This is a genomic window from Micromonospora sp. NPDC049374 (assembly GCF_040677165.1).
Lineage (GTDB): Bacteria > Actinomycetota > Actinomycetes > Mycobacteriales > Micromonosporaceae > Micromonospora.
Genome location: NZ_JBFAQH010000002.1, coordinates 492,183 through 512,330, shown reverse-complemented (window position 1 = coordinate 512,330; position 20,148 = coordinate 492,183). Strand labels below are relative to the sequence as shown.

At 71.1% G+C, this 20,148-nt stretch carries 15 protein-coding genes and 1 riboswitch; of the genes, 6 read left to right on the top strand and 9 right to left on the bottom strand.

Going from position 1 to position 20,148, the window contains the following annotated elements:
• Positions 1-436 precede the first annotated feature (436 nt).
• Positions 437-1,618, top strand: a complete 1,182-nt coding sequence (locus AB0J93_RS05785) for an ABC transporter substrate-binding protein (RefSeq protein WP_363918476.1) — start codon at positions 437-439, stop codon at positions 1,616-1,618.
• Positions 1,619-1,648: 30 nt separating this feature from the next.
• Here AB0J93_RS05785 and AB0J93_RS05780 read toward each other — a convergent pair whose 3' ends face one another.
• Both AB0J93_RS05780 and AB0J93_RS05775 read right to left on the bottom strand, forming a co-directional pair.
• Positions 1,649-2,509, bottom strand: a complete 861-nt coding sequence (locus tag AB0J93_RS05780; RefSeq protein ID WP_363918474.1) for an ABC transporter permease — start codon at positions 2,507-2,509, stop codon at positions 1,649-1,651.
• 97 nt (positions 2,510-2,606) lie between these two features.
• A complete protein-coding gene (locus AB0J93_RS05775; RefSeq protein ID WP_363918472.1) occupies positions 2,607-3,632 on the bottom strand; it encodes an ABC transporter substrate-binding protein in 1,026 nt (341 codons plus the stop codon).
• A 267-nt stretch (positions 3,633-3,899) separates the two neighbouring features.
• Between AB0J93_RS05775 and AB0J93_RS05770 the strand changes: the two genes are divergently transcribed.
• From AB0J93_RS05770 to AB0J93_RS05755, 4 genes are all read left to right on the top strand, one after another.
• Positions 3,900-4,685, top strand: a complete 786-nt coding sequence (locus AB0J93_RS05770) for an ABC transporter ATP-binding protein (protein ID WP_363918470.1) — start codon at positions 3,900-3,902, stop codon at positions 4,683-4,685.
• Between the two features lie 28 nt (positions 4,686-4,713).
• A complete protein-coding gene (locus tag AB0J93_RS05765) occupies positions 4,714-5,664 on the top strand; it encodes an LLM class F420-dependent oxidoreductase (protein ID WP_363918584.1) in 951 nt (316 codons plus the stop codon).
• The gene (locus AB0J93_RS05760) at positions 5,661-5,990 is read left to right on the top strand and encodes a cupin (protein ID WP_363918468.1); all 330 of its coding nucleotides are present in this window, start codon (positions 5,661-5,663) and stop codon (positions 5,988-5,990) included. Before AB0J93_RS05765 ends, AB0J93_RS05760 begins: the two co-directional genes overlap by 4 nt.
• A 78-nt stretch (positions 5,991-6,068) precedes the next feature.
• Positions 6,069-8,492 (top strand): hypothetical protein, encoded by a 2,424-nt coding sequence (locus tag AB0J93_RS05755; RefSeq protein ID WP_363918466.1) that lies wholly within the window; start codon positions 6,069-6,071, stop codon positions 8,490-8,492.
• A 219-nt stretch (positions 8,493-8,711) separates the two neighbouring features.
• On the opposite strand, the gene thiC is transcribed toward AB0J93_RS05755, so the two are convergent.
• From thiC to AB0J93_RS05720, 7 genes are all read right to left on the bottom strand, one after another.
• Positions 8,712-10,304: a phosphomethylpyrimidine synthase ThiC gene (thiC, locus tag AB0J93_RS05750; protein ID WP_363918464.1), complete on the bottom strand. Its 1,593-nt coding sequence runs from the start codon at positions 10,302-10,304 to the stop codon at positions 8,712-8,714.
• Between the two features lie 14 nt (positions 10,305-10,318).
• Positions 10,319-11,107, bottom strand: a complete 789-nt coding sequence (thiD, locus tag AB0J93_RS05745; protein ID WP_363918462.1) for a bifunctional hydroxymethylpyrimidine kinase/phosphomethylpyrimidine kinase — start codon at positions 11,105-11,107, stop codon at positions 10,319-10,321.
• The gene (locus AB0J93_RS05740; protein WP_363918582.1) at positions 11,104-11,961 is read right to left on the bottom strand and encodes a thiamine phosphate synthase; all 858 of its coding nucleotides are present in this window, start codon (positions 11,959-11,961) and stop codon (positions 11,104-11,106) included. The genes thiD and AB0J93_RS05740 overlap by 4 nt, the downstream gene beginning before the upstream one ends.
• Before the next feature lie 65 nt (positions 11,962-12,026).
• Positions 12,027-12,812, bottom strand: coding sequence for a thiazole synthase (locus AB0J93_RS05735; protein WP_363918460.1), 786 nt, complete (start codon positions 12,810-12,812; stop codon positions 12,027-12,029).
• Positions 12,813-12,817: 5 nt separating this feature from the next.
• On the bottom strand, positions 12,818-13,018 hold the full coding sequence (gene thiS / locus AB0J93_RS05730; protein ID WP_093403646.1) for a sulfur carrier protein ThiS: 201 nt from the start codon (positions 13,016-13,018) through the stop codon (positions 12,818-12,820).
• Entirely contained in the window at positions 13,009-14,160 is a 1,152-nt protein-coding gene (gene thiO, locus AB0J93_RS05725; RefSeq protein ID WP_363918580.1) for a glycine oxidase ThiO, read from the bottom strand. The genes thiS and thiO overlap by 10 nt, the downstream gene beginning before the upstream one ends.
• Before the next feature lie 23 nt (positions 14,161-14,183).
• Positions 14,184-14,810, bottom strand: a complete 627-nt coding sequence (locus tag AB0J93_RS05720) for a thiamine phosphate synthase (RefSeq protein ID WP_363918458.1) — start codon at positions 14,808-14,810, stop codon at positions 14,184-14,186.
• Positions 14,805-14,914: riboswitch (TPP riboswitch) on the bottom strand. It overlaps the preceding gene by 6 nt.
• Positions 14,915-15,265: 351 nt before the next feature.
• Between AB0J93_RS05720 and AB0J93_RS05715 the strand changes: the two genes are divergently transcribed.
• Entirely contained in the window at positions 15,266-19,927 is a 4,662-nt protein-coding gene (locus AB0J93_RS05715; RefSeq protein WP_363918456.1) for a ThuA domain-containing protein, read from the top strand.
• The last annotated feature ends 221 nt before the right edge of the window (positions 19,928-20,148 follow it).

The following is a 20,148-nucleotide window of genomic DNA, read 5'->3' as shown; positions in this document are numbered from 1 at the left end:
TCCGTCGATTTCTTCCCGCCAGGACCGCCGACCCGTACGCGGAGCGACGGCCGGCGCCACGCGCGGCACGGCCGCGATTTCATCAGACGAGATCGTGTTTGGGAAGCCGCAGGAGGGCAGGAAACGGTCGGACGGCACGCAACCCGTGATGCGGTCAACTAATACCTACATTTCCACAGCGCCCCTGAACAGGGCATGTAACTCCAGAGTGGCCATACGACTCGCCACAGTGAGCATTTGAAAACATTTGGTTACGCCAGCATGTGGGATCGGCGTCCCGAAACGTCTTCACTGACCCGCTTGACCACAGCGCCCGGCATTGGCAAGGTTTTGCAGGCTTCGCGCACACGGTACGGCAGAGCCGTCTCATTATCCACAGAGGACGGATGAGCCGCCGGTGACCGGGCCCCGCCCGTGCCGCATCAGGAGGACCGAGTTGACCCCCTTCCGCTCCGCGACCGCCACGGCGCTCGTGTCGACCCTGCTCGCCACCACCCTCGCCGGCTGTCAGTTCGGCGGGGAGGAGCGGGACACGAGCCCGATTGTGATCGCCGCCGACCTGGAACTCTCCGGCGCTGCGGCCGGAGTCGGCGAGGCGTACCGGCAGGCCCTGGAACTGAAGCGCGATCAGTTGAACGCCTCGGGCGCACTCAACGGCCGTACGGTCGAACTATTGTTGAAGGACAACCGTTCCGACGCCAGTGAGTCACTGCGGAACATCGTCGACTTCAGCAACGACAAGCGGGTCACCGCCATCGTCATGGGTGGCTGCAACGAATGCGCAGTCGGTGCGGTGCGCACGGTCAATGAGAACCGGATCCCGACCATCGCGCTCGCGGCGGCCGGCGCCGTGGTGAACCCGGTCGCGGAACGCCGCTACATGTTCAAACTGGCTCCCAACGCCGCCGACAACGCCGCGGCGCTCACCGTCGAACTGCGCCGCCGCAACATCGACACGGTCGGCCTCCTGCGCAGCGACGACGCCTACGGCCAGGAGGGCGCAACGGCCCTGCGCCGCGAGTTCGGCAAGGTCGGCATCCAGGTGCTGGCCGAGGCGTCCGCCCGCGGCACCGACACGGAGTTGGACGGGCAGGCCGGCCGACTGGCCTCGGCCGACCCCGACGCTCTGGTCATCTGGACGCCGCCGGAGCAGGCGATGCTCGCCTCCAGCGCGGTCAAGCGGGCCAACTACACAGGTGCCCTGTTCCTGGACGCCTCGGCCGCGGGCGACCTCTTCCTCGGCTCGGCCGCCAGGTCGGCGGAACGGGCCACCCTGGTCTTCACCCAGACGATGGTGATCGACGACGTCATCGCGACCACCCCCGCGAAGGCCGCGCGCCGCCAGTGGTTCCAGGACTACACCGCCCGGTACGGCGGCTACCACGGCTCCGCCTCGTTCGCCGCGGACGCGATCCAGCTGATCGCCGACGCGGAGCTGCGAGCCGGCGGACCCATCGGCGAGGTCGACCGGGACCGCCTCCGCGACGTGCTGGAGACGTCCCAGATGGACGGCCTGTCCGGTCCGATCCGGATGACGCCGGACAACCACTCCGGGCTGATGCCGCAGGCGCTGACGACCCTGATCGCCCGGAACGGCCGGTGGAGGCTGGCGAGCTGATCGGTCCGTCACCGGTTGCGGTGGGTGTGGTCAGCGGGTGGAGGTGGTTTCCCGAAGCCAGGGCAGGCTGCGCCGCTCGACGAGGACCAGCGCGGCGTAGAGCAGGATGCTGACCAGGGCGACGAGGATGATCGCGGCCCACGCGGTGGCGGTGTCGCCGATGCCGGCGTACTGCTGGATCACGTAGCCGAGACCACCCTCACCGGCCTGGAACTCACCGATCACGGCACCGATCGCGGCCAGCGGCATGGCGACCTTCAGGCCCACGAAGATCTGCGGTAGCGCGGCCGGGAAGCGGACCTTGCGGAACGCCTGCCAACGGGAGGCGTTCCAGGACCGCACCAGTTCGGCCAGTTCGGCCGGAGTGGTGGTCAGGCCGGTGGCGGTGGACAGCACGATCGGGAAGAAGCAGAGCAGGAAGACCATTGTGAGGATCGGCTTCTGACCCCAACCGAGCGCCACCACCAGCAGTGGGCCCAGGGTGATCTTCGGAACGGCGTTGACCGCCACCAGCAGCGGGGTGAACATCCGCTCGACGGTCCGGGAGGCCGCCAGCGCCAGGCCGATCAGCACCCCGGCCACCGCGGAGAGCGCGAAGCCGATCAGGATCTCGCCGGTGGTGGCGACGGTGTGCTCCAGCAGCCGGGCCGGCCGGTCGGAGAATGCCGCGAGCACGTCACCGGGCGGCGGCAGGGCGGCCGGATGGATCAGTTCCAGCCGGGCCACCAGCCACCAGAGACCGAGCGCGACCAGCAGCCCGGCCACCGGAAGCAACGCGGCCGTCGCACCCGAGCGCAGGTCACCCACTCGCCACCGTCGGCCACGCGGTGCGGCCGGGGACTGCTCGGGGGTGAGCGTCGCCTCCGGCTGCCGTGGACGGACGTCGGTCATCGGATCCTCCTGCGGTTCGGCGCATTTTCGTGAGCGGGGAGCAGAGCACGCCGCACCGGCGATGCGGTGCGGCGCACTCCGCGCGGTGCCGAGCGGCTCAGGCCTTCGGCGCCAGGTTGAAGTCGATGATCTGGTCGGGGGTGAGATCCGACTTCAGAGCGCCGGCACCACGCAGGATCGCGATGCTCTTGGCGACCCGGCCGCTGTCCAGCGTGCCCAGTGCGGTGCCGGAGTTGCTGGAGCGGACGTAGCCGGCCATCAGCTGCAACTCGGCAGCGGCAGCAGCGGGAACGACCGCCTCGGCGTTCTTGGCCAGGATCTCAGCCGCCTCCTGCGGGTTCGCCAGGGCGTACTCCAGGCCCTTGAGCAGCGCCTCGGTGAACCGCTTGACCTGCTCCGGCTTCTCACTGGCGTACTGCTTGGAGGTGATCAGCACGTTGCCGTAAAGGTCCTGCATGACGTTGCTGTACGGCAGCAGAACGGCCTTCTTCTTGGTCACCGCCTCGATGGTCGGCTGGCCGACCACGAACTGGCCGATTCCGTCGACGGAACCGGAGGCCAGCGTGCCCATCAGGGTCTGCGCCTCACCGTTGACCCACTTCACCTTGGTGTAGTCGATGCCGGCCATGCGCGCGTACGTCGGGAAGAGGTTGCGGACCACCGAGCCAGGGGTGTCGGCGAGAGTCTTGCCCTCCAGGTCCTTCGGGGTGGTGATGCCCGTGCCGTCGACAGTGGCGATGGCCGCCATGGTGCGCTGCTGGATGGCGGCCACCGCGACGAAGTCCTTCGCGTCACCGTTGCCGAGCTGGAGCAGCCCACCGGTCAGGTCGATCGGGCCGAAGTGCGCCTGACCGCCGACGACCGTCTGGATCACGGCGCCGGTGCCCTGCCCCGGCTTGATCTCGACGTCGAAGCCGGCGTCCTTGAAGTAGCCCTTCTCCTTGGCCACCCAGGCGTAGGAGTCACGCCCGAAGTTGCCGAACGAGGTGAGGTACGTCACCTGCTCCAGGGACGAGCCGACGTCGTTGCCGTCACTGTCGTCCGAGCCGCTGCTGCACGCGGAGACCAGGGCGAGCGCGGTGGCCATCGTGGCCGCGGCGACCGTACGGGTCAGCCTTCTCATCAGTGCACCTTGTCCTTTCCAACCGGGGCGTCGGGCCGCCGGAAGGGAGTTGTCGGGGCGGCACCGGCAGCCGGATGGAAGCCGACACCGCGTATCGAGGGGGACTCTCGCGGGCACAGCGTACGAGAACCCCACCTTTGCGACGCCAGGCGTACCGGGTTGCGGAACGGATACAAAGTGATGTCCACCCCGGACGGTGCGATACAGGACCGAGGCCGATAGCCTTTGCCAGTTCCTGACTTTCCACTCAGGGGAGGCCCGTCGGCGATGATCCGACTCTCCGAGGTGTCGCGCACCTTCGACGGCCGCGCTGGTCGGGTCGAGGCGTTGCGGGGCATCGACCTCGACGTCGCCGACGGTGAGTTCGTCGCGGTACTCGGCCGCTCCGGGTGTGGCAAGTCCACCCTGCTGCGGCTGATCTCCGGTCTGATCCCGGTCACCTCCGGCGAGGTCACCGTCGCCGGCAAGCCGGTCACCGGACCGCGCCGGGACATCGCCATGCTGTTCCAGCGGCCGGCCCTGCTCCCCTGGCGCACCGTGCTGGACAACGTCCTGCTGCCGGTGGAGGTCTTCGGCTGGAAGCGGGCCGCGCACCGGGACCGGGCCCGGGACCTGCTCGACGTGGCCGGGCTGTCCGGCTTCGAGAAGCGGCTGCCGCACGAGCTGTCCGGTGGCATGCAGCAGCGGGTCTCGCTGTGCCGATCGCTGATCGGCGACCCCCGGGTCATGCTGATGGACGAACCCTTCTCCGCGCTCGACGCGCTCACCCGCGAGGAACTCGCCGGCGAACTCCAGCGGGTGCACATGCGCAACGGCGCGACGGTCGTCTTCGTCACCCACTCCATCGACGAGGCGGTGCTGCTCGCCGACCGGGTGGTGGTGCTCAGCCCGCGCCCCGGCCGCGTCCGCAAGGTCGTCGAGGTGGCCATTCCCCGCCCGCGCACCCTGGGTCGCAACGCGCATCTGGCCGAGGTCGCCCAGGTCAGTGCCGACCTGCACGAACTGCTGATGGAACGCGACCAGCCGGCGGGAGCCGGTACGGAGGGACGATGAGCGAGCGCAGCGAGGTGACGCGATGAGCATGCGGGTGGCCGTTTTCACGGAGCCGCACCGGGGCGCCACCTATGACGACCAGCTCCGCTTCGCCCGGCTCGCCGAGCAGGGCGGCTTCGACGCCTTCCTCCGAGCCGATCACTACCAGTCCATGGGTGACGAACCAGCCCTACCCGGCCCGACCGACGCCTGGCTGACCCTGGCGGCGCTCGCCCGGGAAACCAGCCGGATCCGGCTGGGCACCCTGGTCACCTCGGCGACGTTCCGGCTACCCGGCCCGCTGGCGGTGATGGTGGCCCAGGTCGACCAGATGAGTGGCGGGCGGGTCGAGCTGGGCATCGGTGCCGGCTGGTACGCCCGGGAGCATGTCTCTTACGGCATTCCGTTCCCGAGCACCAGCGAGCGCTTCGACCGCCTCGCCGAACAGCTCGAAGTGATCACCGGCCTGTGGGGCACCCCGTCCGGCGGGACCTTCAGCTACGTCGGTGACCACTATCGGCTCACCGATTGTCCGGCGCTGCCCAAACCGGTGCAGACCCCCGGCCCTCCGGTGATCGTGGGAGGGCGGGGCCCCAAGCGCACCCCGGAGCTTGCCGCCCGGTACGCCGACGAGTTCAACGTCCCCTTCACCAGCGTCGAACAGGCCCGCGAGGCGTACGAGCGGGTCCAGGAGGCGGGTCAGCGGGTCGACCGCGCCGGCACCGGGCGTCGGCCGTTGACGCTCTCCGCCGGCATCGTGGTGGCGATCGGGCGTACCGACGGCGAGGCCCGACGGCGAGCGGCGCCGCTGCACGTCAAGAGCGCCCTGCCGCCGGAGGACCCGGTGGTCGGCTCACCGCAGCAACTGGTCGACCGGATCGGCGAGTTCGCGGCGATCGGCGCCACGCGGGTGCATCTACGCCTGATCGACCTCACCGACCTGGACCACCTGGAACTGATCGCCGCCGAGGTGCTCCCCCGACTGGACGGAATCCGATGACCGAGACGCCACCCGACGTTGCCACGCCCGGCTCCGAGCCCGTGCTCGGCCCGGTGGGGCAGGAGATCGTCTTCGAGAACGACCGGGTTCGGGTGTGGCACATCCGGCTGGAGCCCGGTGAAGGTCAGCCGCTGCACCGGCACGACCACCCCTATCTCGTGGTGGCCGTCCAAGGCGCGAAGAACCTCATTCAGACTGTCGACGGTGTGCGGATCGACGCCGACGAGCCGACCGGCGGAGTGGTCTACCGCGATCCGGGGGCGGTGCACATGCTCACGAACGTCGGCGACACGACATACCTGGCCCGGCTGGTCGAGCTCAAGTAGACCCGCCGCGAGCAGGTCGTACGTCCGTCCACGGCGTGCCGGTGGCGATCGGTGGCGACGGACCGTAACGTGCCGGTCATGGCCCATCGGACATCGAGCCGACTACTGCTCACCGCGTTCGGCGTCAGCCTGTTGGCCGGCGCCGGTCAGCTCGGCCTCGCCTTCGGCTTCGGCATCGTCCGGCTCACCGGAAGCTTCACCGGCGCGAGCATCAACCAGTGGCCGGCCCAGCTCGTCTGGGCCGGCTGGTTCGCCACGAACGCCGCCGTGATCGGTGCCGTGCTCACCGAGCGGCTGGCCCGTCACGGCGGGCAGCTCACCGGCACCCCGCGGCAACTGGCCGTCGCGGGCAGCGCCGCGCTGGGCGCCACGGTCGTGGCACCACTGTGCATGCAGCCAGCCCGCAACGCCGAGCTCATCTCGGTCGATCCGGTCTGGGCCGTGGCCATCTGTGCCGGTCTCGGCGCGGTGGTCGGTGCCGGTGCCGCGCTGGCCGTGCTGGTCCGGCCGCCGTTCGCCTGGAACATGGCAGCGGCGGCCGCAGCCGTCTGGCTACTCGCGTTACTGTCCGTGCTGCCGTCGCTGGGGGCGAGCGGACCACTGACCCCGGTGCGCCTCGGCGTCCTGGAGCCGGCCTGGCTCACCGCCGGCACCGCGCAGCAACTGGCGCTGCTGATCCTGCCGACGGCGACCCTGCTGGCCGGCGCGGCGACCGCGGCGGCGGCCCGGTGGCGCGGGCATCCGCCACTTGTCAGCGGGCCCAGCGGGGTCGCCGGACCGGTGCTGGTGGCGTTCGCCTACCTGGCCGCCGGCCCGGGTGACACGGGCGATCGGTACCAGTTGACCCCCTACTACGCGGCGCTGCTCGCGGTGGTGGTCGGCGCGCTCGGTTCGGCCGCGGCAGCCCTGGTGCCCTGGACTGTCACCGGCCGGCCCGCCCACCGGGCACCCACCAGCGGGACCGCACCCACCAGCGGGACGGCCATCGAGCCGACCGCTATCCTCCAACCATTGCCGGCGGCACCCGCGCTGCCCGCGGCGGCCCGGGACTCGGCCGACGCGGCGGCCACCCCGGCACACCCGGTCGTCGTTGTCGACGGCGGCACCGCGACCGACCGGTCGACCGGCGGTATCCGCTCCGACGACGGTCCCCGCGCCGCCGCCTTCGACGGCTCACCGCCACACTGGCACTGGCCCATCGCGCACACCGACCCGTCGGCCACCGCGACCACGCCGACCGCCGACGATGCGGACACCCGCGGCCAGGCCACCGCCGCACCCCCAGCCGCCACACCCCCCACCGCCACACCGCCGGCCGCCGCACCGCGAGCCGCCACACCTCCCATCGCCGCACCACCGGCCGCCACACCGCCGGCCGCCGCACCACCGGCCGCCGCACCACCGGCCGCCACACCCCCCACCGCCACACCGCCGGCCGCCGCACCGCCGGCCGCCGCACCGCTGGACGCTGCACGGGCCACTGGCACCGGCAACAGAGAGCAGCCCTGGGGCGGTGTGCGCTCCGACGACAGCGGAGGCATCGGCGACGGCGAACGGGCCGACGGTACCGGCCCTGCGGACGACGGTGCCGGGCGTGCCGACGAAGCCGGAAGCCGAACCCACGCCGTCGATCGCACCCGCAGCGGCGAACGGTCCCATGGTGGCGAACGGAGCGGTCGGCAGGCAGAGCCGGATCGCGAAGCGGGGACGCGTGAGACGGCCGGGCATTCCGAGGCTGCGACCGATCCGGCGCCGGTGGGCGACGGCAGCGACCTGCCCCGGACGGCACCGACCACGACGGAGGCCGCGGCGCCGGTTGCCCCCACCGGCAAGACTCCGACGCCCCGCCGCGCCCGCACACCCCGGACACCGACCCCGTCGGCGGACCAGTCGCCCACGACAGCGACGGCGCCGACCGCGCCGACCGCGCCGACCGCCGAGCCAGCCCCAGCCCCAGCCCCAGCCCCAGCCCCAGCCCCAGCCCCAGCCCCAGCCCCAGCCCCAGCCCCAGCCCCAGCCCCAGCCCCAGCCCCAGCGGATGATGCCAAAGGCCGATCGGCGGTGGAGGTGTCGCCCGAGGCGTCACCTCGGCCTCGGCAGCGGCTCGCGCTGCCCGACCTCGGTCGCGCACCGGCCGGGCCCGCCACCCCCGAATCGCCCGGCATCACGGCGGCTCTCCCCGAGACCCCGGACGTCTCCATCGAGACGGCCGCCACCGCCCGTGACCTCACGGCCGCCTTCACGAAGCCGCCCGCCGTCCGGGCCGAGGACGTCCAGCCGGACGGCGAAGCGGAGAAGAGCCGACGCGGGCTGTTCCGACGCGGCAGGCCCCGGTCCGCAGAGAGCGCCGCGACCGGGCAGGACGAACCGCTGCCGGCTCAGGACGAGGAGTACGTCGACTGGGTTGCCGGGCTCAGCCGGCCGCTGGACGACGACGAGCCCACGCCGCCGAAGGGACCGCGCCGCTCCCTGCGGTCGACCGGGCGGCACCACCGACGTTGAGACTCCGCCCGCCGACCAGCAGCCGTCGACCCCACCGCCCACCGCCCACCACGCCTTCACCGTGGGTAACTGTCAGGGAGCGATAAGGGTTCAGCGCCTCATGTCTGAGAGACATGATTACGTCACACAGACATGAGGCGCTGAAGGCATACTCGTCCTCCGCCCCGACCGGCCAGGCCAGGCCAGGCCAGCGGCAGGCCAGGCCAGCGGCAGGCCAGGTCAGGCCAGCGGCAGGTAGACCCGTCCGCCGGAGGCGACGAACTCGTCGGACTTGTCCTGCATGCCGCGGGCGGCGTACTCCTTCAGGTCCTGCGTGATCTTCATGGAGCAGAACTTCGGCCCGCACATCGAGCAGAAGTGTGCGGTCTTCGCCGGCTCGGCGGGCAGCGTCGCGTCGTGGTACGAGCGCGCGGTCTCCGGGTCCAGCGAGAGGTTGAACTGGTCCTCCCAGCGGAACTCGAACCGCGCCTTCGACAACGCGTCGTCCCAGGCCTGCGCCCCCGGATGTCCCTTCGCCAGGTCGGCCGCGTGCGCCGCGATCTTGTACGCGATCACACCGGCCTTCACGTCGTCCCGGTCCGGCAGCCCGAGGTGCTCCTTCGGCGTGACGTAACAGAGCATCGCGGTGCCGAACATGCCGATCATCGCCGCCCCGATGGCCGAGGTGATGTGGTCGTACGCGGGCGCGATGTCGGTGGTCAGCGGACCGAGCGTGTAGAAGGGTGCTTCGTGGCACCACTCCTGCTGAAGGTCGACATTCTCCTTGATCTTGTGCATCGGCACGTGCCCGGGACCCTCGATCATCACCTGCACGTCGTACTCCCAGGCGACCTTCGTCAGCTCGCCGAGGGTACGCAGCTCAGCGAACTGTGCCTCGTCGTTGGCGTCCGCGATAGAGCCGGGCCGCAGACCGTCACCGAGGGAGAACGTCACGTCGTACCGGGCCAGGATCTCGCACAGCTCCCGGAAGTTGGTGTAGAGGAAGTTCTCCTCATGGTGCGCCAGGCACCAGGCCGCCATGATCGAGCCACCCCGCGACACGATGCCGGTCACCCGGTCCACCGCCAGCGGGACGTACGGCAGCAGCACCCCGGCGTGCACCGTCATGTAGTCCACGCCCTGCTCAGCCTGCTCGATCACGGTGTCCCGGAACACCTCCCAGCTCAGCTTCACCGGATCACCGCCGACCTTCTCCAGCGCCTGGTAGATCGGCACCGTGCCGATCGGCACCGGGGAATTGCGCACGATCGCCTCGCGCGTCTCGTGGATCCGCTTGCCGGTGGACAGGTCCATCACCGTGTCCGCACCCCACCGGGTGGCCCAGGTCAGCTTCTCCACCTCCTCGGCCACCGAGGAGGTCACCGCCGAGGTACCGATGTTCGCGTTGACCTTGACCAGGAACGCCTTGCCGATGATCGCCGGCTCACACTCCGGGTGGTTGACGTTGAGCGGCAGCACGGCCCGCCCCGTCGCGATCTCGTCCCGGACGAACTCCGGTGCCAGCCCCTCCCGGATCGCCACGAACTCCATCTCCGGCGTGACGACACCGGCACGCGCGTACGCGAGCTGCGTCGGCCGCTTGCCGTCCGAACCGGCCAGTGGGGTTCCGGCACCGCGTACCGGTGCCACGTCAGCCCGCTCGGCGATCCACGGTCCCCGCAACGGTGCCAGCCCGACCTCCGGATCAGAGCCCGGGCCTGAGGTGTCGTAGAGCCGTACCGGTGGGTTGTCTCCGGTCAGTTCCACCTCCGCGAACGGCACCCGGATGTCCGGCCGTGATCCCTCGACGTACACCTTGCGACGTGCCTGCATGACAGCCTCCCTGATCAGGCGGACCAGCCGAAGTGGTCCATCGGTCCACGGCCCGCGCCCAGCTCCCAGTCCCGCGCGCCGGTCAGCGCGCGGGTCACGTACTCCTTGGCCGCCCTGACCGCCGCCGGCACCGGATCGCCCAGCGCCAGCCGCACCGTCACGGCCGCCGAGAACGAACAACCGGTGCCGTGGGTGTGCCGGGTCGGCACCCGCGGGGCGCGCAGCACGGTCGTCCCATCCGGGCCGTGCAGCACGTCCACCGCCTCCGCACCGCCGTCCACGTCGCCGCCGGTGACGATCACCCACTCCGGTCCGCCGGCCGCCAGGGCCCGCGCCGCCGTGGTCATCTCCGCCACGTCGGTCACGGCCGCCCCGGTGAGGGCGGCGGCCTCCGCGCTGTTCGGTGTGGCCACCCGGGCGTACGGCAGCAACCGCTCCACCGCCTCCACCACGCCGAGCTGGTGCCCGCTGGTGGCCACCAGCACCGGATCCACGACCAGTTGCGGTAGCCGGTCGGCCGCCGCCGCGTCGGCGATCGCGGCCGCCACGGCCGGAGTGCCAAGCATCCCGGTCTTGACCGCCCGCACCGCGAAGTCCGACAGCACACTGTCGAGCTGATCGGTGACCAGTTGCGGGGGCAGCGGCAGCACCGCGTCCACGCCCCGGGTGTTCTGCGCGGTGACCGCCGTCAGCACGCTCGTGCCGTACGCGCCGAGCGCGGCGAAGACCTTCAGGTCGGCCTGGATGCCGGCACCACCACCGGAATCGGAACCGGCGACGGTCAGCACGGTGGTGGGGGTCACGGCACTTCCTCTTGGTCTGGGGTTCTGCTTCGGGTGGTTGCGGTTGGGGGCTGCGGCCGACCGTGCCCACTCCGGGCGGTCAGGCTTGATCCCTGCGTGGGCACGGTCGGCCGCAGCCCCGTCGTGGTCGGCGCCGCCGGGACGTGCCGGCTTGCGGGCTTCGGGGCGGCCGGCTCGGGTTGGTTGGCCTGTTCGAAGGCTTGGGTAAGCGTGCTGGCTGCGGCGGTCGGGTCGTTGGCGCGCATGATGGTGCCGAGGACGGCCACTCCGCAGGCTCCGGCCTGGACGCAGGCGCGCACCTGTGCGGGGCTCTCGATGCCGCCGAGGGCCAGGGCCGGCACCGGGCTCTGTCGGATCAGCCCGGCCAGCCCTACGGGGAGCAGGGGTGGGCCGTAGCCCGGCTTGGTCCGGGTGGGGAAGACCGGCGAGAGGGTGACGTAGTCCTCGGTGGTGAGGCGCCGTAGTTCCGCCGCGTCATGGCAGGAGCGGCCGACCAGGTCGGCCGGGGGCGGTGGGTACGGGCCAGCCGCCGGCAGATGCAGTGCGATCGGAGGATGGCCCGTTCCGGTGGCACCGGCCGAAGTGCGGAAGCCGGACTCGTCGGCGGTGACCGAGCGGCCGGGATCGCTGGCCAGCAGCGGGTCGGGGCCGGCGACGATCAGGGTTCCGCCGGCCTCGGTCAGGATCGACCGCAGTTCGGCGGCGAGGGCGAGGCGCTCGACGCGCGGCAGATCCTTCTCCCGCAACACCACCCAGCGCACTCCCCCGGCCACGGCCGCCGCCACCACCCGAACGAGCCCACCCCGCGCCTCCCGCCGATCGGTCAACACGACGACACCGGAGATCGGCGGAATCTTGGTCGGAAATCGCCCTTGGCGGGGCAGCCTCGCACCAAGTTCCACGGAATCAGCCCGCGCGGTCACAGGTGGGGGCGGCCTTCGTCTGGGGTGGAGGCGAGGGCGTGGAAGCGGCGGGGTATGCGGCCCGCGCCGTGGGCGAGGCGGCCGGCGGCGATCGCGTACCGCATCGCGGTGGCCATCGCCACCGGGTCCGCGGCCCGGGTCACCGCACTGGCCAGCAGCACCGCGTCGCAGCCCAGCTCCATGGCCAGCGCCGCGTCGGAGGCGGTGCCGATCCCCGCGTCCAGGATCACCGGCACGCCGACGTCCTGCCGGATGAGTCGAATGTGGTGCGGATTGTTGATCCCCAGGCCGGAGCCGATCGGCGCGCCGGCCGGCATCACCGCCGCGCAACCGACGTCGGCCAGCCGCCGCGCCAGCACCGGGTCGTCGGAGGTGTACGGCAGCACGGTGAACCCGTCGTCGACCAGTTCCTCGGCGGCGCGCAGCAGTTCCACCCCGTCGGGCAGCAGCGTCCGCTCGTCGCCGATCACCTCCAGCTTGACCCAGTCGGTCTCGAACGCGTCCCGGGCCAGCCGGGCCACCTTGACCGCCTCGCCCGCCGTGTAGCAGCCGGCGGTGTTGGGCAGCAGCCGCACGCCACATCGGTCGAGCAGGTCCAGCAGCCCGCCCGAGCCGCCCGGCACCGTCTCCACCCGACGCAGCGCCAGGGTGACCAGCTCGGTGCCGGACGCTCGGATCGCCTGCTCCAGCACGTGCAGGTTGGCCGCCCCGCCGGTACCGAGGATCAGCCGGGAGTTGAACCGCACACCGCCCAGCTCGAAGCCGGTCGACTCGTTGTCCATCCGGCTCACCCGCCCTGGGCGGCGCTGAGCACCTCGACCCGGTCGCCGCCCCGCAGCACCGTCGCCGGCCAGCCGGTACGCGGCACCACCTCACCGTTGACCGCCACCGCGACACCGCGCTGCTGGCCGGTGATGTCGCGGACCAGGTCGGCCACCGTCAGCCCGTCCGGCAGGCTGCGCCCGGCACCGTTCACCGTCAGTTCCACGAGTCAACCTCCGTCGATTGCTGAAAAGTGCTGACGGCCGCTGCGCCCACGACGTCGGGCAGGTCGGCGAACCGGTCCGGCCGGAACGGCACCAGCAGTGCGTCGGAGCTGCCGTCTCCGGTGACAAGATCGGTGATCAGGTCTGCGGTGACCGGGGTCAGCACGATCCCGTGCCGGTGGTGACCGGTGGCGACCAGGACGTCCGGGTGCCCCGGCAACGGGCCCAGGATCGGGGCGTTGTCCGGCGTACCCGGACGCAGCCCCGCCAGCGTCTCCACCAGGTCGTACTCGGCGATCTCGGGCAACAGGTCGACGGCGGCCCGCAGCAGCCGCAGCACCGCTCCGGCGGAAACACCCAGGTCGGAGCGCTCCTCGACGGTCGCGCCGACGACCACCTCGCCACTGTCGCGCGGCACCAGGTAGACGTGCTCGCCGTCGGCGTACCCCCGGATCACGTGCCGGAAGCCTGGCGGCCCGCCATCGGGCGCACGCAGCCGCAGCACCTGTCCCTTCACCGGACGGACCGGCAGGCCGGTAAGCGCCGCGCTGCCGCAGCCGGCGGCGACCACCGTCGCGCCGGCCTTGACGTCGGACAGCCGGCGCACCGGCTCAGCGACAAGCACCGCTCCCGCCCGCTCCGCCGCCAGCCGCAGCGCCGGCACCAGCCGGCGCGGGTCGACCTGATGGTCGGTGGCGGCGAGCGCGCCGCCGCGCACCCGGGGCGCCAGCGCCGGCTCGCGCTCGCGCAGCTGCGACGGGCGCAGCGGCGCCACCGGCAACCCCAACCCCTGCTGGTACGCCCAGAGCCGACGCGCCTCGGCGAGGTCGTCGGCGGTCAGCCCGACCATCAGGGTGCCCTCGGTCCGGTAGCCGATGTCCGTGCCGGTCGCCTCGGTCAGTTCGGCGGCGAACCCGGGCCAGCGGCCGGCCGACTCGGTCAGCAGGGCGGTCAGCTCCCGCTCGCCGAAGTACGCCTCGGCGACCGGCGCCAGCATCCCGGCGGCCACGTGCGAGGCACCCGACCCGGGCGCCGGATCGTGTACGACCACCCGCAACCCGCGCGTCGCGCACCGCCAGGCGATCGCCCACCCGATGGGTCCGCCCCCCACGACGGCCACATCGGGCCGGCGCTGCTGCACCACACCGGTGGTGGCGGGGCGCCCGGTCAACACGTCAGCGCCCGAACCAGCTCGGCGGCGGCGCGGGCGGGATCGGTGGCACCGGAGAGCGCACCGACCACCGCCACCCCGTACGCGCCGACGGCCCGCAACTCGGGCACGTCCGCCGCCGTCACCCCACCGATGGCGATCACCGGCACCTCGACCGCCTCGACCACCGCCCGGACACCGGCCGCACCGACCGGCGGGGGCAGCCCGTCCTTGGTGGCGGTGGCGCGGCACGGCCCCACGCCCAGGTAGCTCGCCCCAGCGGTGACCGCCGAGAGCGCAGTCGCCGGTTCCCGCGCGGTGGCACCCAGCACGGCCGCCGGGCCGAGCACCTCCCGGGCCGCTGCCACCGGTAGGTCGTCGGCGCCGACGTGACCGCCGGCGGCACCGGTGGCCAGTGCCACGTGCAGCCGGTCGTTGACCAGGCAGGGCACCCCGTACGGCGTGCACAGGGCGAGCACCCGGCGGGTCAGTTCGTACGTCTGCCGGTCGGTCGCGGTGTCCTCGACCCGAACCTGCACCACCAGTTCGGTACGGGCCACCGGCAGCACGGCAGCAAGCACGGCGAGCGGATCCCGCCCGGGTCGGGTGTCGGTGATCAGATGCAGTCGTCCCAGGGACGGCACGGCAACTCTCCTCCCTGCGCCGGCATTACCCGGATCAGGTTCGACGGTCGGGGGCTCACAGCCCCCCTCTCAGCCCGGTACACCGGGCTCCCGTGGGTTCGTTGGGTGTCACCGTACGTCGTTTCGCCGGCTCCGCCAAGCCCGTCCTGCGCGGCCGGTTGGGGTGAGGGCTGCCCTGTCACGCCGACTCGCCGCAGCCTGCTGAACCGACTCGCAACAGCATGGCGGCCAGAAAAAGACACCGATATGCAGCGACTCACACCAATAGAAAATGACCCCGTTACCAAAACGTTACAAGGGTCCACCTTGCTCGAAACTAGATTCACTAACGCAAATTGAGTGATCGGATCGGCTAGTCGGCACCCAGACCTCGCTCGTCAGGTATGGGCGGTCGGACCGACGGGAGTGACCACCGCCGTCCACTCCGAACCGTCCCACGGACAGAGGAGATCTTCGTGCCCCGACCCAGTCGGCGGCGAGCCCCGCTCGCCGCAGTCACCATGGCGCTACTCGCCGTTGTACTCGTCCTGGCCGCCGCACCGGCCCCGATCACCGGCCCTGCCGCCGCCCGGGCCGCCAGCCCAGTCGCCGCGGCGGAGCCGTACTCCGTCCTGATCTTCTCCAAGACCGCCGGATTCCGGCACGACTCGATCCCGGCCGGCATCAGTGCGATCCAGCAACTCGGCACGGCGAACGGGTTCACCGTCACCACCACCGAGGACAGCGCCGCCTTCACCGACACCAACCTCGCCAGGTTCAAGGCGGTCGTCTGGTTGTCGACCACCGGTGACGTGCTCAACGCCAGCCAGCAGGCGGCCTTCGAGCGCTACATCCGGGCTGGCGGTGGATACGTCGGCGTGCACGCCGCGTCCGACACCGAGTACGACTGGGCCTGGTACGGCCAACTGGTCGGTGCCTACTTCAACAGCCACCCGGCCAACCAGACGGCTACGGTGAAGGTCGAGGACACCACCCACGAGTCGACCCGGCACCTGCCGGACCGGTGGTCCCGTTACGACGAGTGGTACAACTTCCGCACCAACCCCCGCGCCCGTCAGGTGCAGGTGCTGGCCTCGCTCGACGAGCGCAGCTACAGCCCGGGCAGCGGGGCGATGGGGCATGACCACCCGATCGCCTGGTGCCAGAACTTCGACGGTGGCCGATCCTGGTACACCGGCGGTGGGCACACCCAGGAGTCATTCTCCAACACCGAATTCCGGCAGCACCTGCTCGGTGGTATCCAGACCGCGGCCGGGGTGGTGCACGCCGATTGTGGTGCCGGGCGAGCCGCCAGCTTCGAGAAGGTGACGCTGGACAGCAACACCAGCAACCCGATGGAACTGGACATCGCGCCGGACGGCCGGGTCTTCTACATCGAACGCGACGGCCGGGTGCAGATCATCAAGCCGGACACCGGCCAGACGGTCACCGCACTGCGGCTGAGCGTCTTCGCAGGTAACGAGGACGGCCTCCTGGGCATCCGACTCGACCCCAACTTCGCCAGCAACGGGTGGGTCTGGCTCTACTACGCCCCGAGCGCGGGCGGCTCCCGCAACCACCTGTCCCGGTTCACCGTCACCGGGGACACGATCAACCCGTCGAGCGAGCGGGTCGTCCTGGAGGTGCCCACGCAGCGCAACACCTGCTGCCACATGGGCGGGACGATGGTCTTCGACTCGGCCGGCAACCTGTACCTGGCCACCGGGGACAACACGAACCCCTTCGAGTCCAGCGGCTACAGCCCGTTGGACGAGCGCTCCGGCCGATCGGACTACGACTCGCAGCGTACCGCCGGGAACACCAACGACCTGCGTGGAAAGGTGCTTCGGATCCGGCCGCAGGCCGACGGCACGTACACCATCCCGGCCGGAAACCTCTTCGCCCCGGGCACCGCGCGAACCCGGCCGGAGATCTACGCGATGGGCCTGCGCAACCCGTTCCGGGTGGGCATCGACCCGGTCACCGACGTGCTCTACGTCGCCGACTACGGCCCGGACGCCACCACAGCGAACTCGAACCGGGGCCCGGCGGGCCTGGTGGAGTGGAACATCGTCGACCGGCCCGGCAACTTCGGCTGGCCCTACTGCCACGGATCGAATCAGGCGTACAACGACTACCAGTTCCCCTCCGGCCCGAGCGGATCGAAGTTCAACTGCGCCGCGCCGGTGAACAACTCCCCCAACAACACCGGCCTGACCAACCTGCCTGCGGCCATCCCGGCCACCGTCGACTACGGCTACAACGGTGACGCCCGGTACCCGGAGATCGGCGGCGGTGGAGCACCCATGGCCGGCCCGGTCTACCGGTTCGACCCGACCATCTCGTCGCGCCGCCAGTGGCCGGCGTACTTCGACGGCAAGGCCATGTTCGGCGAGTGGAACCAGTCGCGGATGTACACCATGCAGGTCAGCCGGGACGGCAAGTCCCTTGTCGACATCAACCGCATCCTCGACCAGATGACCTTCGTCCGGCCGATGGACTTCGAGTTCGGCCCCGACGGCGCGCTGTACCTGATCGAGTGGGGCAGCGGCTTCGGCGGCAACAACGACAACTCCGGCGTCTACCGGATCGACTACACCGCCGGCGCCCGCGCCCCGATCGCGGTCGCCTCGGCGAACCCCACCTCCGGAGCGCCACCGCTCGCCGTCACCTTCTCCAGTGCCGGCTCGCGCGACCCCGACGGCGGAGCGCTCACCTACGCCTGGACGTTCGGCGACGGCGGCACCTCCACCCAGGCCAACCCGACTCACACGTACACCCAGTCCGGCAGCTACACGGCGCAACTCCGGGTGACCAACCCGGCGGGACGGAGCGCGGTGGCGAATGTGCCGGTCACCGTCGGCAACACGGCACCGAGCGTGACCATCGAGTTCCCACCGGATGGTGGCTTCTTCGCCTGGGGCGACCAGGTCGCCTACACCGTCAAGGTCACCGACCCGGAGGACGGGACGATCGACTGCGACGACGTCGAACTCCAGGTCCTCCTCGGCCACGACGAGCACGCCCACCCGCTGGAACGGCACACCGGCTGCACCGGCACGGTGCAGACCCAGCTCGCCGACGGCCACGGGGCGGAGGCGAACGTCTTCACGGTGCTGGAGGCGACCTACACCGACCAGGGCGGGTCCGACGGGGCCGAGCCGCAAACCGGTCGGGCGCTTGTGGTCCTGCAGCCGAAACGCAAGGAGGCCGAGTACTACTCGGCCACCGGGCGGGTGGCGGGCGCCACCGGGGGCGGCACCGCCGGGGTGGAGCGGGAGACCACCGGTGACACCGCCGGCGGCGGGCAGAACATCGGATTCATCGAGGACGGCGACTGGTGGTCGGTGAGTCCGGCCAGTCTGACCGGCGTCACCTCGATCCAGTTCCGGGTCGCCTCGGCCACCTCCGGCGGCCGGATCGAGGTACGCGCCGGAGCCGCGGACGGGCCACTGATCACCAACGCCACCGTGACCGGTACCGGAGGGTGGCAGACGTACACCGACATCACCGCGCAGATACCCAACGGCGCCGCCGCGGAGGGCGCGTTGTACTTCGTCGCCCGGGACCCGAACGGCGGCTCCGGCACCCTGTTCAACGTCAACTGGATGGACTTCGTCGGCCCCGGGGTGAGCGGCAACGCCCCACCGACGGTCACCGCCACGGCCACCCCGACCAGCGGGACCGGGCCACTGGCCGTGACCTTCACCGGTACGGCGTCCGACCCGGACGGGGACACCCCCCTGACGTACGCATGGGACTTCGGCGACGGTGAGAGCGCGGACACGCTCAGCGCCACCCACACGTACACCGCGCCGGGCAGCTACACCGCCACCCTGACGGTCACCGACAGCCGGGGCGCGCGGGGGCAGGCAAGCGTGCCGATCCGGGTCGACGGGGCGGGCGACCCCTGCCAGGCAGAGCCGGGGCAACAGCGGTCCGATGAGTTCACCGGCACCTCGCTTGATCGTCAGCGGTGGACCGGCGTGGTGCGCGGGACCGAGTCGTACTCCCTCGCCGACGGTTCGCTGCGGCTGCCCACCGCGGCGGGTGACCTGTACGGCACCCGCAACGACGCCACAAACCTGGTGCTCCAGCCCGCGCCCAGCGGGGCCTGGCAGGCGACCACCCGGGTCACCCTGGCGGCCCGGGCCGACTATCAGCAGGCCGGTCTGCTGATCTACGGCGACGACGACAACTACGCCAAGCTGGACCTGCTCTACGGGGGCAGCCGCCGGGTGGAGTTCATCAGGGAGAGCGCCGGGACGCCGCGCAACGAGAGCACGGACTCCACCGCGGCTCCCACCGGTGACACCATCCATCTGCGACTGACAAGCGACGGGACGAACCTGACCGCCGCCTACTCGACCGACGGGCAGAGCTTCACCGCGGTCGGCCGGTCCGCCGCGCTGGCCGGGATCAGCAACCCCCGGATCGGTCTCTTCGCCCTCAACGGCGGCACCACCGCGCCGGTGGTGAACGCTCAGTTCGACTGGTTCCGGATCACCCCGGACGCCACCACGGGCGTCGTCACGCCGTCCGACGAGTTCACCGGCACCAGCCTGGAGAAGTGCCGGTGGAACGCCGTCGTGCGGGAGGATCCGACCCGGTACCGGGTGACCGACGGCGCGCTGCGCGTCGACGTGCCGAACGGTGACATCTACGGCACCGGCAACACCGGGCCGACGAACTTCATCCTCCAGAACAGCCCGGCCGGGAACTGGACGATGCAGACCCGGGTCGACGGCAGTCTGTTCAATGAGCAGTACCAGCAGGCGGGTCTGCTGGTGTACGCCGACGACGACAACTACCTCAAGTTCGACTACGTGACGGACAACGCGGCCGGTCAGGCGGTCTCGCGGCGGATCGAGTTCCGCAGCGAGGTCGGCGGGGCGGTGCAGAGTACGCAGCCGCAGGCGACCGGCCTGACCCAGGGAATCTGGCACCTGCGGCTGTCGCGCAGCGGAAGCACCTTCACCGCCGCGTACTCGGCCGACGGCACGAGTTGGACGACCCTGGGGACGTTGACGAGTACCGCGGTCGGCACCAACCCGAGGGTGGGTCTGTTCACTCTGGGTGCCAACCAGACCGCGTCGAAAACGGCCGCGTTCGACTACTTCCGGCTCACGCCTGGGTAGTTGGCCGAGCTAGCCGATCCATCGATGCCGGCCCGTACCTCGCCCGAGGTGCGGGCCGGCGCTCGTGGTGGTTTGGGCGGGCTGTGCGGGAATGTCACCCCCATTTACCGAAACGTTATCTATCGAAGTCTTGCCATTAATCGTTTCAACGGAACTAATTTGTTCAACGACTCGACATAAATGCTGGAACGGCGCCATCGGCAAGGTGTCCGAACTGGCTC